Origin of the sequence: Sorangium sp. So ce128 (assembly GCF_051525245.1) — a bacterium.
GTDB classification, from domain to species: domain Bacteria; phylum Myxococcota_A; class Polyangia; order Polyangiales; family Polyangiaceae; genus Sorangium; species Sorangium cellulosum_B.
The window spans coordinates 336,663-349,537 of record NZ_CP150313.1 but is presented as its reverse complement, the minus strand read 5'-3'; the positions used below and the strand labels follow the sequence as shown (position 1 = coordinate 349,537).

The following is a 12,875-nucleotide window of genomic DNA, read 5'->3' as shown; positions in this document are numbered from 1 at the left end:
GCCGTATCCTCCTCGCAGGAGGCTCCATGCCGACCGCGACGCGCCCCCAGAACGCCACGCTCACGGGCACGCTGCCGCTCGACCGCCCCACGGCGGAGCGGCCGCACCGGCTCTACGTGGCCACCTCGAACCACTGCAACCGCTCCTGCCCGTGGTGCTGCACCTGCTCGTCGCCCCGGGGGCAGACCTTCCTCGCCCTCGACCGCTACCTCGCGAGCTTCCCGGCCGAGGGCCCCTTCGAGGTGCAGCTCGAGGGCGGCGAGCCCACGATCCACCCGCACTTCGACGAGATGGTCCGCCTCGCCCGCGCCGAGCCCCGCTGCGCGCGCGTCGTCGTGGTGACCAACGGCGTCGAGATCCCGCGTGATCCGGCCGGGCTCGACGCCTGGCTCCAGAAGCTCGGCGAGCCCGCCACGATCAAGCTCTCGGTGAACCACCACCTCCTCGAGAACGATAGCGGCCTGCTCGCCCTCGCGTGCGCCCTGCGCGAGCGGCTCTCCGCGCTCGGCGGCGATCGCCAGCTCGTCCTGAACGTCCGGCTGCGCAAGACCGAGGCCGACGGCGACGCGTGGGTCGTCGAGGCGGTGCGCGACGCGGGGCTCCTCGAGCTCGCCAACGTGTTCCACCTCCAGCGTTATGGCTTCGCGCAGAAGCGCGACGACTGGGACGAGCCTTTCCTCGTCGGGACCCACTTCACGATGCTCAACCCGGACGGCAGCGCCTTTGGCCCCGACCTCGTGGCGCGCTCCGACGCGATGAGGAGGCTGCCGTGAGCGCACGTCCCTTCCGCGAGGAATGGCGCCGCCTGAAGAGCCGCGCCTTCGATCTCGAGCGCAACAGCACGGCCGGCGACACGGTGCGCTTCGACCTGTGGGGCCGGCCAATCGAGGTCTATCGCAACGCGAACTTCTCCATCTACAGCCGTCAGCCCTGCAACGCGAAATGCCATTTCTGCGTCGAGGAGCTCAGGCCCGCCTCGCGCGGGCGCAGCCTGTCGGTGCAGAAGAGCGTCGAGGACGACGACGGGCGCTATTTCGATGCCATGACGGCGTCCCTGGAAGCGCTCCGGCCGCTCGATCCGACGATCTCGGTGACGGGCGGGGAGCCGAGCCACGATCCGCGATTGCCCCGCATCCTCGCGCTCGGGCAGGCCCACCGGGGCCGCAAGCGGACGCTCACCACGAACGGCTCGGGGCTGCTCCAGCAGCGCGAAGGAAAGCGGGTGATCGACTGGATCGTCGAGACCGGCGTCCAGCACCTCAACATCAGCCGCGCCCACCCCGATCACGACAGGAACGCACGGCTGATGGTGATGAAGGACGGCCTCCGCGCCGACGAGCTGCGCAGCGTCGTGGCGGCGGCGACGGCGGGCGGCACCCGGGTGCGCCTCTCCTGCGTGCTCCTCGACGGGCAGATCGACGCGGTCGAGACCATCGTCGATTACCTGCGCTTCGCCCGGTCGCTCGGCGTGGACAACGTGATCTTCCGGCAGCTGATGAAGACCGACCCGACCGCTGTGGTCGAGAACCACGTCGTCAAATACAGCGATCGCGCGCGCGTCCGGCTCGAGCCGCTCCTCGACGCGCTGAGCGCCGACGCGCGGTTCTCGTTCGAGCGGCAGATCGTGGGTTATTACTACTATGTCGAGGTGTTCCGCTTCGAGGACATGGATGTCGTCTTCGAGGAGGCCGACCTCGCCCAGCTCGAGGAGACGAAGCGCTCTGGCCCGGGCGTCGTCCACGAGCTCATCTTCCATCCCAATGCGAGGCTCGCCTCGACCTGGCAACCCTGGGATGGCGTCCTCGGCCCTCCCCCTTCGATGCGCGCCTCGCTGACCACGTCATGACACCGCTCATCATCCCCCTTCCTTACATCGGCCGGAATCTGCTCTTCCTCGAGGAGGTCCTGGACGAGCTCGAAGAGCGCGGCACTCCGCCCCCTCTCCTGTTCCGCGCGAGCGAGGCGGACAAGCTGGCTCGCCTCCTCGAGCACGGCACCGACCGCGCAGGATACCCCGGAGAGAGGGCCTGGACCGACGGCCCGGATCAAGGGCGGTCGATCCGGCACGAAGACGTGATCTTCGCGACGACCGAAGGCGAGATCCGGAGAGGGGAGCGCGAGCCCGAGCGGTCCACGTCGCTCAAGAAATTCGCGGTGATCGAGCGGCCTCTGTTCATCGCGCACGACGCCCGCTGCTTCGTCCAGCTGTGCGACCGGCAGTACGAGTACCGCGATCCTGCAGAGAAGCGAGCAGCGCTGCTCGCTCTGTTCCCGGTGACCCGGGTCGCGCCCATCCAGGGCTGGTTCTCCGAGGAGGAAGGCCTCGCCTACCGGGCGCTGGTGCGCCCCATCCGGGGCGGCGCGATGGTCGAGGTGGGCTCGTGGAAAGGGCTCTCCACGGCGTACGTCGGGCGGCTCGCCGCGAGGAACGGGGTCGCGCTCCATTGCGTCGACACCTGGGAAGGCTCGAGCGACAAGTACGCCGACAGGTATCGCGCCATGCTCGCCTCGGAGGACGTGCCCGGCGCGTTCAGGGCGAACATGGCGGCGCTCGGGATCCAGCCAGACGTCCTCCGGATGGCGTCCACGGACGCGGCGGCGCGCTTCGCCGACGCCAGCCTGGATCTCGTGTTCCTCGACGGCTCGCACGACCGCGCGGCCGTGCTCGCCGATCTCGAGGCCTGGTGGCCCAGGCTCAAGCCGGGCGCCGTCCTGGCGGGCCATGACCACAACGAGGATCACGCGGGCGTCATGGAAGCCGTCGCTCACTTCATGTCCCGCGCCGGGCGGGCGATCGAGCGCGGCGCAGGCTCGTTGTGGTGGGCGCGGCGCTAGGTGGGATGGTGATGGGCAAACCTCTCTTCGTGGCGACAGGGGCCTATTCGTGCGGCAAGACCACGACGCTCCGTCACCTCGCGTCCACGCGGGGCTGCCGCGTGCACGGCGAGGCGCACCGGCGCGTGCTCGACGAGCTCGGCGCGCGCACCCACGGCCACGCGCCGGACGCGCCGTTTCGCCCGATCGACGCGCCGGAGCACCTCTGTCCGATGTGCCGAAAGCGGGAGTTCGCCGCGCTCGTGCTGGAGGCCCAGAAGAAGATCGAGGCGGACGCGCGCGATGGGGACTGGCTGGAGCGCGGGTACCTCGATCCGGTCGAGTACTACCTGCGCACGAGCGGAGAAGCGGAGTACCCCTGGCCGGAAGGCGAGCCCGCGTTCGAGCGCTATGCGCTCGTGTTCCTGTTCGCCGTGATGCCGGAGCTCCAGGAGCCGCGCTGGGGCAAGAGCAGTGAGGCGCGCGCGGCCGAAGCGGAGCGGATCAACCAGCGGCTCGGCGCGCTCTACCGCGCGGCGGGCTTCGAGGTGATCGACGTCGGCCCCGGCACGGTCGAGGATCGGGCGGAGTTCCTGGCGAGCCGCGCGCGGCTCATCGAGCGTGCTATTCTCGGCACGAGCCCATGGTAGCCGCTGCGCACATGCCGCTTCCGTCCTCGACCGCTCCTGCGGAGGAGCAGAGGTTCGTGCTCCACGGTGTTCCCTGGCAGACCTACGTGAGGCTGCGGGACGAGCTCGACACCCCTGGCCTGCGGATGACCTTCTGCGATGGAACGCTGGAGCTGATGAGCCCGTCGACCGATCACGAAGTCGCGAAGAAGAGCATCGCCCGCCTCATCGAGCTCTTCGCGCTGGAGCGGGACGTGCCTCTCTACGGCTACGGCTCGACCACGTTCCGGCGCGAGGCCAAGTCACGCGGCCTCGAGCCCGACGAGTGCTATTGCGTTGGCGGCACGCTGAAGGAATTCCCAGATATCGCGATCGAGGTGGTGTTGACGAGCGGCGGGCTCGACAAGCTGCCTGTGTACAGCGGGCTCGGCGTGCACGAAGTCTGGCTCTGGGAGCGCGACGCGTTCCACATTCATGCGCTGCGCGGCGAGCAGTACGAGCCCATCGCGGCCAGCGAGCTCATTCCGGATCTGGATCTCGTCGCGCTCGCGCGCTTCGTGCGCTGGCCGGATCAACACGAGGCGGTCAAGGCGTTCCGCAGCTGGCTGCGAAACGGAGGCTGAGGCCACCCCGCCGTCAGCCCAAGGCCATGCCCGGCGCGCCGGGGCGCATGGCGCGGCGGCGCGGAGCCCTCACCCCTCCGCGAAGTCCTGAGCGAGCCGCACGTCCTTGAGCTCCGCGCCGAGCAGCTCGATCGCGGCCGTGACGAGCGGGTGGTCGGCCACCGCACGCTTGGCGGCCTCGATGCGGGCCTTCCGCTCGGCGGTCTCGACCTGGGCGAGCGACGGGCCGGCGCTGCCGCGGGTGATCGTCTCGAAGACCAGCTCGGCGGGGGCGCCGAAGTGGGAGCCGAGGACGCGGGCGAGCAGGTCGCGGGACGCCGGCTCGGTGGCCTGGCCGGACAGGAACGAGTTCGCCTCGTAGCCGAGCGCGACGCGGGTCGGCGTGAGCTCCAGCACCGCCGCGTGCTCGAGGACGGAGGCGAGCGCTGGCCGCTGCACCCGGACCGCGGCGATCACCGCGCGCCAGGTGGCGAGGTCCTCGGCGCTCATCGATGGCGGCGGCGGCGCGCTCGACGCTGGCGCCGGGCTCGGCGCCGAGGGCGGCGCGCTCGACGCTGGCGCCGGGCCCTGCGCCGAGGGCGGCGCGCTCGACCTCGGCGCCGCGAACGGCGGCGCGCTCTGCGGAACGGAGTAGAGCGCGCCGCGCGGCGACGGTGGCGGAGCGCTGTCGGCGCGGTACGCGGGCGCGACCGCGCCGCTCGCGTACGGCGGCGCCTTCGCGAAGGCCGGCGCGGCGCCGCCGCTTGCAAAGCTGGTCGCGGCGCCGTGCACGCCCGGCGCGCCGTTCACGAAGGGGACGACGTTGGCAGCCGACGTGCCGCTCGCCGCGACACCGCCGTTCGCCGCCACGCCGCCGTGCGCTCTCGCCACCCCGCTCCCGCCCGGCGCGCCATAGACGGCCGCCGCACCGTTCGCTCGCGCCACGCCGTTCGCCGCCGCGCCGTTCACCGCCACGCCATTTGCCGCCACGCCGTTCGCAGCCGCGCCAGTCGGTCTCCCAGCCCCGCCCGCGCCCGCCGCGCCGCTCGCGAAGGCGACGCCGCTCGCCGGTGCGCCGGTGGCGGCCGCGCCGTTCGCTCTCGCCACGCCGTTCGCCGCCGGCGCGCCATTGAACGCCGCCGCGTCGTTCGCTCTCGCCGCGCCGGCTGTCGCCGCGTCGTTCGCTCTCGCCGCGCCGGCTGCCGCCGCGCCGGAGGCGCGCGCGTCCTCGGGCGCAGCCTCGGCCGATGCCGCCCCGCGCCGGGGCGCCGCCGCTCCGCCGGACGGCGCGCCGGGCCGCTGCGGCCCGCGCTCCGGCGCGCCGCCACCGCCACCCCCGCCGCCGCCTCCGCCGTTCAGGCGCCGCTCGAGATCGCCAAGGCGGCGCAAGAGCTCGTCGATCGGCAGGAGCGGCGGCCTCCGGGCGAGCCGGACGAGCGCCATCTCGAACGAGGCGCGCGGCTGGCCGCTCCGGGCGATGTCGTCGAACGCGCGCGAGAAGCCCTGGTGCAGCCGCGTGAGATCGTCCGCGTCCGCCCGCGCCGCGAGCGCGCGCGTGTCGGCGACCTCCTCGTCCGCGAGATCCAGGAGCGGCGCCGGATCCTCGCAGACCTTGGCCACCACGAGATCGCGCAGGTGCGCGAGGAAATCGCGGGCCACGTGGGGCAGATCGTACCCCTCCTGCGCGAGCTCGCCGACGATGCGCACGCACGCCGCAGGGTCGCCGTCCACGAGCGCACCCGCGAGCCGGTGCAGCACGACGCGGTCGGCGACGCCGAGCACCTTCGCCACCCCCTCGGCCGTGATGCGATCGCCGCTCGTCCCCACCCACGCGATCACCTGGTCGAGCAGGCTCATCGCGTCGCGCATGCTCCCCGCCGCCTCCCGCGCGAGCGCGCTGAGCGCCGGGTCGTCGGCGGGGATCTTCTCCTGATCGAGCACCCAGCGGAGCCGCGCCGCGATCGCCTGCGCCCCGATGAGCTTGAAGTCGTAGCGCTGGCACCGGCTCAGGATGGTGACCGGGACCTTGTGCACCTCCGTCGTCGCGAAGATGAACTTCACGTGCGGCGGCGGCTCCTCGAGCGTCTTCAAGAACGCGTTCCACGCCGCGTTCGAGAGCATGTGGACCTCGTCCACGATGAAGATCTTGAACCGGTCGCGCGCCGGCCGGTACGGCAGGCTCTCCTGGAGCTTGCGCACCTCGTCGACGCCGTTGTAGCTCGCGCCGTCGATCTCCTGGACGTCGACGTCCGCGCCGACCGTGATCTCGGCGCACGGCGCGCACGTCTGGCAGGGCGTCGCCGTCGGCCCGTGGACGCAGTTCAGCGCCTTCGCGAGGATGCGGGCGCTCGTCGTCTTGCCGACCCCGCGGACGCCCGTGAAGAGGAACGCGTGGGCGACGCGATCCCGCGCGATGGCGTTGGCGAGCGTCGTGGAGACGTGCTCCTGTCCGACGAGATCCTCGAAGGACTGCGGGCGCCATTTCCGCGCGAGGACGACGTAGCTCATACGCTGCTCGACTAGCACCTTCTCGCGGGCGCGTCGCCGCGGCTGTGGCCGGTACGGAAGTCGCCCTGCATTCCGGAGAGTTTGCCAGAATTGCCGCACAAAATGCACCCCGCCCGCGCCGGGGCCAGAACCGGCCGGAATCGGCCGGAACCGCGCCACCGCACGCGCCAAGAAGCCCTGGAGAGCGCGCCAACGAGCCCCCTGAAGAGACGGAGGAGCCCGCCCGCGGCGGGCGGCCCCGGAGGGCGACGCCCGTGGTGCCGCGCGCTGCGTCGAACGGCCGCGCGCTGCGTCGGCGGGCCGCGCGTCCCGCGCCCCTCCTCGTCCCCGTCCCCCTCCCCTTCACGGTTGCGGCGCGGCGCGGTTCACGGCATAGACGCCGATCTGAATATGCAATTTCGCGGCGGAATGAACGAGCTGGTTCGCCAGGCGGCGCGCGTGCAGCGCAAGATCGACCAGGTGAAGGGCGAGCTGAAGGACCGCGAGGTGAGCGCGACCGCCGCCGGCGACAAGGTCACCGTCGTGGTCTCCTGCGAGGGCAAGGTGCGCCGGATCGAGGTCGACCCCGCCTTCCTCGCGAGCGAGGGCCTGGAGATGGCGCTCGACGCCATCGTGGCCGCATCGAACTCGGCGCTCGACGCGGCCGACAAGCTCGTCGAGACCGAGATCACCAAGGTGACCGGCGGCGTCAAGCTCCCCGGCATGCACACTTGACGGCGTTGCGTTCCCCGGCGTCGCTCCCCGGCTCCTCGAAGGTCCCGAACGGCGACCGGGGCGCGCCCGCGGCCGGCTTCCGGAGCGCGCCCGGCGGCCTGCCCGGCCGGCTGTCGCGGGTCGCTCAGCTGCTCGCGCGCCTGCCGGGCGTCGGCGAGAAGACGGCGCAGCGCTTCGCCCTCTTCCTCGTGACCGCCGGCGAGGAAACCGCGCGCGACCTGGGGGGCGAGCTCGTCGAGCTCTGCGATCACATCAGGCCGTGCGTCCGGTGCGGCCACATCGCCGAGCTCGACGACGGCGGCCGGGCGCTCTGCGCCATTTGCCTGGATACGCGGCGCGACGGCGCGCTCCTGTGCGTGGTCGCGCGCGTCCAGGACCTCCTGGCGATCGAGCGGAGCGGGGCGATGCGCGGGCGGTACTTCGTGCTCGGCCGGCTCCTCTCGCCGCTCGAGGGGGTCGGCGCCGAGGAGCTGCCGCTCGAGGCGCTCCGGGCGCGCGTGCGCGATCCCGAGCAGCCGGTGAGGGAGGTGCTGGTCGCCACCCCGCCTTCCGTCGACGGAGAGGCGACCGCGCTCCTGCTCGCGCGGGAGCTCGGCGCGATGGGGGTCCAGGTCACGCGGATCGCCAGCGGCGTGCCGCACGGGGGAGATCTGGAGTTCGCCGACCAGGTGACGCTGGGGCGAGCCATCGAAGGCCGGAAGAGCTTCGGCTAGCAGGAAACGCGAGAATCGGCCCCAGCCCACGAAAGCGAGGGGCGGAGCGGGCGGGCGTTCTTCACGCCGAAGCGCTCACGAACTTCAGAGGTCGACATGTCCAGAATCGCCATCACATCCGATCAGGCTCCGCGCGCCATCGGCCCCTACTCGCAGGCCGTCAAGGCCGGAGATCTCGTGTTCTGCAGCGGCCAGATCCCGATCGATCCCGCGACGGGCGAGCTCGTCGCCGGGGGGATCGAGGAGCAGACGGCCCGGGTGATCAAGAACCTGACCGAGGTGCTGTCCGCGGCCGGCGCGAGCTGGAGCGACGTGGTGAAGACCACGATCTACCTGACGGACCTCGCGGATTTCACCATCGTCAACCAGGTGTACGGAGCAGCCGTCGGCGGCGTGCTGCCCGCACGGGCGACGGTGCAGGTGGCGGCGCTGCCCAAGGGCGCCGCCGTCGAGATCGAAGCTGTTGCCCATCTTTCGCGATAATCGGGGAGCCGCGGCCGCGGTCCCCATCTCCACTATGTCCCCGGGAGCCTCGACATGAGCACAAAGAACGAGAGCGAGAGCACGGAGCGGACCGCCAGCGCAGTTCCCGAATCTGCGCGCGAAGGCGCCCCCGATGCAGAGAGCGGAGACAAGCCGCGCGCGCGGAGGGTCGTCCGCTCGGCGAGCACGTCCGTCGCCGCGAGCGGCGCGAGCGGCGTGAAGCGGACCGACGAGCCCTCCGAGGGCGCGTCGGCGCAGCCCGCAGGCGAGGCGCCGCGTCCCTCGTCGAAGGCCGCCGCAAAGGAACCGCAGGGCTCGCTGCTGGACGTCATCGCGCCCCGCAAGCGGCCGGCGCTCGCAGACGCGCCGCCGCCGCCGACGACCGAGGACGCCGCGCCGCCGCCGGCCGCCGCGCCGCGGGTGGTGCGCGACTACCGCGCGCCCAGGCCCGAGCGGCCCGCCGTGGCCTCCGGCGGGCCGAGGCCCGACCGCGGGCCCAGGCCCGATCGCGGCCCGCGCCCTGACCGTGGACCGAGGCCCGACCGCGGGCCGCGCCCCGACCGCGGGCCCAGGCCCGACCGTGGACCCAGGCCCGAGCAGGGCCCTGGAGCGGCGCAGGTGGCAGGCGCAGAGCAGGGCGCGAGGCCCGACCGCGGGCCGCGCCCCGACCGCCCCTGGTCCGACCGCGGGCCCAGGCCCGATCGTGGGCCCAGGCCCGACCGTGGACCCAGGCCCGACCGCGGGCCGCGCCCCGAGCGCGGGCCCAGGCCCGACCGTGGCTTCTCGGCGCGGCCGGGAGCAGAAGGCGGGCGGCCGCAGGGCCCCGGGGGCGCCGAAGGACGAGCGCCCGCCGCGGCGAAGCAGCAGCAGAGCGACCGGATGGTGACCGTGGTCGGCCAGGGCGCGACCGCGACGGTCGTGACGGGCAAGAGCGCCCGGCAGCCGCAGGGCCCGGCCAAGCCGGCGCACCTCCTCTTCGCGCTGCCGGCGGCCAAGGCGAAGCCGGTCGCGACCGCGGACAAGCCGGCGCTCACGGCGCGCGAGGCGCTCGGCGCGCGCACCGCGAAGGCCCAGCAGGCCGCGGCCACCGCGAAGAGCAAGGCCGAGAGCGGCGCCCGCCCGGAAGGCAGCCCGAGCGCCGGGGCGGCGAAGGTCGACTTCGACGCCGAGGTGCTCGCGGCGGGCTGGGATCGGGCGCTCGAGGCGCTGAAGTCGGCGGGCGACGCCGCGCCGGCGCTCGTCGACGCCTGGCTCGGCGCCTCCAACGCGGAGGCGATCGCGGCGGCCGCCGAGTCGGAGGACGCCTCCGGCGCGGCGCGGAAGGCGGCGCGGCGCGCGCTCAACGTGATCAAGTCGCGCGGGGTGACGATCCCGACGCGCCCGCGCGTGGTGCGGCTCGCGGAGGAGCGCGCCGAGGTGGTCGAGGCGACGCTCATCCCGCCCGACTCGAGCGGGACCGAGGCCATCGCGATCACGAGCCGCGACACCAGCGGCCGCTACCGGATCGCCGAGGTGATCGTGCGCGACTCGGTCGGCGTGCTGCACGCCGGCGCGGGGTGGCTCAGCGGCTCGCAGATCAAGGAGGGACGCGCGCGCGCGTACGAGAACCTGGGCACGGCGCCCGTGCCGGTCTCCCTGGAGTGGGCGCGCCACCGGATCGCGGCCGCGAAGCGGCAGAACGCGGTGTCGGGGCAGGTCGTGCCGCTCGGGTTCGAGGGGTGTCGCGATCTCATCGAGCCCGCGCCGGACGCCGAGCCGAGGCACCCGGTGGCGGACCTCGAAGAGAGCCTGACGGACGAGCTGGCGACGACGCAGATCGCTGGCTCCGCCGCGCTGCACGAGGAGCCCGAGTTCCGGCACTGGCTGCCCTCGCGGCCGGCGCTCGACGAGCTCCTGCAGAAGGTCGGCCAGCGGCTCGGGGCCGCCGGGATGCGCGATCCCGGGCTGGTGAACACGGCCCTGCGGGAGGAGATCGACCTCGCGACCGACCGCTTCTTCTCGCCCGAGGTGCGCGGGCAGCTGGCGACGCGGATGCGAAGCAGCGCCGTGTCGCTGCGGGCGCGCAAGGGCGACGCGGCGGCCACCACCGCCCTCGCCGTCGCGCGCGCCATCAAGGAGGCCGGGCTGATCACCTCGCCGCCGCGGGAGATCCCCTTCCTGGCGGCCTTCTTCCAGAAGGCGCTCGGCGTGCTGGCGCAGCAGGGCGGCGGGCAGCTGCGGATCCCGGTCCCGGCCGGCGCCGTCCCCCCCGCGAGGGACGCCGCGGCGGGCGGCGAGGAGCCCGCCGAGGGCTCCGGCCCCGAGGCCCAGCCGTCGACCGGCGGCTGATCGGGAGCGCCGGCCTCGCCGGCGCGCCGGCGACGCGAAGCCGGTGACCCAAGGACCAGGAGGCGAGCCCGGGGCGACCCGGCGCTCGCCTCTCGGCTTTTGTCCTGGTGGAGCTACTTCACCGCGATGGTGATGTCGCCGTTCTCGGTGAACAGCTCGAGCAGGCCGCCGTCGCCGTCCCCCATCGTGTACGACGTCGCGCTGCCCTCGCCGGCGGTGGCCCACGTCGAGGGGATGCCTTGCTCCACGACGTCGCCGTTGAGCGTGTGCGCGGTCATCGTCCCGTCCACCCCGGCCGGCACCGCGAGCTCGATCGCGCCGTTGCCGGAGCTGATCGCGCCATCGGAGGCGCTCCACGCGTCAAGGTCGACGAAGACATGGCCGTTGTCGGTGGCCACGTCGATCGCGCCGCGCGCGCCGACCACGTCGATGCTGCCGTTGTCGCTCACCACGGTGGTGCCGCGGGACGGGGCGCCATCCAGGTTGATCTCGACGCCGCCGTTGTCCTGCTCGACGCGGAGCCCGCCGTCGAACGCGGCGGGCAGGACGACCTGGATGTCGGCGCCCAGCCCTCCCCACCCGCCCGAGACGCGCCGCGTCGAGATCACGACATCGCCGTCGATGATCGCGGCGAGCTTGAGGTCGTTCTCGATCTCCTCCACCGCGACCTCCCGCTCGTCCTTCTTGCGCATCGTGAACGGGGAGAAGCTGACCTCGACCTCGCTCACGTCCCCGGTGACGACCTCGACGTCCCCGTTCTCGCTCACGATGCGGACGCTCTGGGTTGGTAGGTATTCGACCCGAGCGCGCTCCTTGGTGCCCTCGTAACGCACGAGGGTCTCGGCGGTGATGGAGTTGTCGTCGATGCTCAGGGCACACCCAGCCGTCGCTGCAGCGGACACGGAGCACACCAGGAAGCAGGCGATTCGAAGCGAGCGATTCATCATGGATTCCTCTCGGGCAGATTGTACGGCGGGCAAAGTGCGAGCCCCATCCGACCCGCGCAGGGAACGTGCCGACCAGTTCCTTGGACGCGCGCTCCGAGCGGCACGTCATGGATCGCAAGATTTCGACGCTGTCGAGCCGGGCCGCAGCGGGCTCAGGGCGTCTCCCACGGGAGGGGCATCGCACCAGCGCCCACCCTCCTGCGGAAAGCCGCATGCAGCGCCCGGGTCTTCGGGCCGGGGACACCCGCGCCGATCGTGTGGGCGTCCACGCGAACGACCGGAACGATCTCCCGGAGGCTCGAGGTGATGAACACCTCCTCGGCGGCGAGGAGCCGGGCCATCGTGACCGGCTCGCAGCACACCGGCATGCCGAGCTCGCCCGCGACGTGCATCACGTGGGCCCGGGTGATGCCGACGAGGATCCCTGCCTCCTTGGGCGGCGTGATGAGCAGGTGCCCCGGGTCCTCCGCGCCCTCGTGCGCCGCGGGCCGCCGCTCGACGAGGAAGACGTTGGACGTCGTGCCCTCGACGACATGACCTGACGGGTCGAGGATCAGCGCCTCGTGCGCCCCCGCGGCCCGCGCCTCGCGCAGGGCGAGCAGGCTCTCGAGGTAGTTCGAGACCTTGGCGCCGGGCGCCGCGTCGCCGGCCCGCTGGGTGCGGATCGTGATGACCGACATCCCCTCGCGGTAGAGCCCGCCAGGCAGCGACTTCAGCGGCTCGACGAGGATGACGCGGAGGGGCGCGCCCGCGAGCGAGGGATCGAGCCCGAGCGGGCCGCTGCCGCGCGTCAGCATCACACGGATGGTGCTCTCGAGCGGCGCGGCCGAGCCCGCGGCGGACGCCGAGCCCGCCGCGGCCCCGGCGCTCCCGGCCGCCGTCGCTGCCCGGAGCAGCGCGACGACCTCGCGGCCGAGCTCGTCGCGCGGGATCGGCAGGGCGATCGCGATCCGCTCGGCCGAGCGCTCGAGGCGGGCGAGGTGCTCTTCCAGAGCGAACGGCTCGCCGCCGTAGGTGCGGATGGTCTCGAAGACGCTATCGCCGTAGAGGAAGCCGCGGTCGTAGACCGAGACCCTGGCCTCCTCCGGCCGGTGGATGACACCATCGATGCTGACTAGCCGCGTCACGCGGCGAGAT

12 protein-coding genes are annotated in these 12,875 nt (G+C 73.1%); 9 read left to right on the top strand and 3 right to left on the bottom strand.

The window, feature by feature from the left end; genetic code table 11:
• Positions 1-26: 26 nt before the first annotated feature.
• Genes WME82_RS01340 through WME82_RS01320 form a run of 5 tightly spaced genes read left to right on the top strand, consistent with a single transcriptional unit; the run spans position 27 to position 4,066 of the window.
• On the top strand, positions 27-773 hold the full coding sequence (locus WME82_RS01340; protein ID WP_438041344.1) for a radical SAM protein: 747 nt from the start codon (positions 27-29) through the stop codon (positions 771-773).
• Positions 770-1,846, top strand: a complete 1,077-nt coding sequence (locus WME82_RS01335; protein WP_438041343.1) for a radical SAM protein — start codon at positions 770-772, stop codon at positions 1,844-1,846. Before WME82_RS01340 ends, WME82_RS01335 begins: the two co-directional genes overlap by 4 nt.
• Positions 1,843-2,835, top strand: coding sequence for a class I SAM-dependent methyltransferase (locus WME82_RS01330; RefSeq protein WP_438041342.1), 993 nt, complete (start codon positions 1,843-1,845; stop codon positions 2,833-2,835). The genes WME82_RS01335 and WME82_RS01330 overlap by 4 nt, the downstream gene beginning before the upstream one ends.
• A gap of 11 nt (positions 2,836-2,846) precedes the next feature.
• A complete protein-coding gene (locus WME82_RS01325) occupies positions 2,847-3,464 on the top strand; it encodes an ATP/GTP-binding protein (RefSeq protein ID WP_438041341.1) in 618 nt (205 codons plus the stop codon).
• The gene (locus WME82_RS01320) at positions 3,458-4,066 is read left to right on the top strand and encodes a Uma2 family endonuclease (protein WP_438041340.1); all 609 of its coding nucleotides are present in this window, start codon (positions 3,458-3,460) and stop codon (positions 4,064-4,066) included. Before WME82_RS01325 ends, WME82_RS01320 begins: the two co-directional genes overlap by 7 nt.
• Positions 4,067-4,135: 69 nt before the next feature.
• Here WME82_RS01320 and dnaX read toward each other — a convergent pair whose 3' ends face one another.
• Complete coding sequence (gene dnaX, locus WME82_RS01315; RefSeq protein WP_438041339.1) at positions 4,136-6,553, bottom strand: DNA polymerase III subunit gamma/tau; 2,418 nt, start codon at positions 6,551-6,553, stop codon at positions 4,136-4,138.
• 390 nt (positions 6,554-6,943) lie between these two features.
• On the opposite strand from dnaX, the gene WME82_RS01310 reads away from it, so the two are divergent.
• The 4 genes from WME82_RS01310 (at position 6,944) to WME82_RS01295 (ending at position 10,791) form a co-directional block, all read left to right on the top strand.
• The gene (locus tag WME82_RS01310; protein WP_437531181.1) at positions 6,944-7,267 is read left to right on the top strand and encodes a YbaB/EbfC family nucleoid-associated protein; all 324 of its coding nucleotides are present in this window, start codon (positions 6,944-6,946) and stop codon (positions 7,265-7,267) included.
• 98 nt (positions 7,268-7,365) lie between these two features.
• Positions 7,366-7,980: a recombination mediator RecR gene (gene recR, locus WME82_RS01305; RefSeq protein ID WP_438044850.1), complete on the top strand. Its 615-nt coding sequence runs from the start codon at positions 7,366-7,368 to the stop codon at positions 7,978-7,980.
• Between the two features lie 96 nt (positions 7,981-8,076).
• On the top strand, positions 8,077-8,463 hold the full coding sequence (locus tag WME82_RS01300) for a RidA family protein (RefSeq protein ID WP_437860280.1): 387 nt from the start codon (positions 8,077-8,079) through the stop codon (positions 8,461-8,463).
• 54 nt (positions 8,464-8,517) lie between these two features.
• The gene (locus tag WME82_RS01295; RefSeq protein WP_438041338.1) at positions 8,518-10,791 is read left to right on the top strand and encodes a hypothetical protein; all 2,274 of its coding nucleotides are present in this window, start codon (positions 8,518-8,520) and stop codon (positions 10,789-10,791) included.
• Between the two features lie 113 nt (positions 10,792-10,904).
• On the opposite strand, the gene WME82_RS01290 is transcribed toward WME82_RS01295, so the two are convergent.
• Positions 10,905-11,738 (bottom strand): hypothetical protein, encoded by an 834-nt coding sequence (locus WME82_RS01290; RefSeq protein ID WP_437860260.1) that lies wholly within the window; start codon positions 11,736-11,738, stop codon positions 10,905-10,907.
• Between the two features lie 152 nt (positions 11,739-11,890).
• Entirely contained in the window at positions 11,891-12,865 is a 975-nt protein-coding gene (locus tag WME82_RS01285; protein WP_438041337.1) for an aminotransferase class IV, read from the bottom strand.
• Between the last annotated feature and the right edge of the window lie 10 nt (positions 12,866-12,875).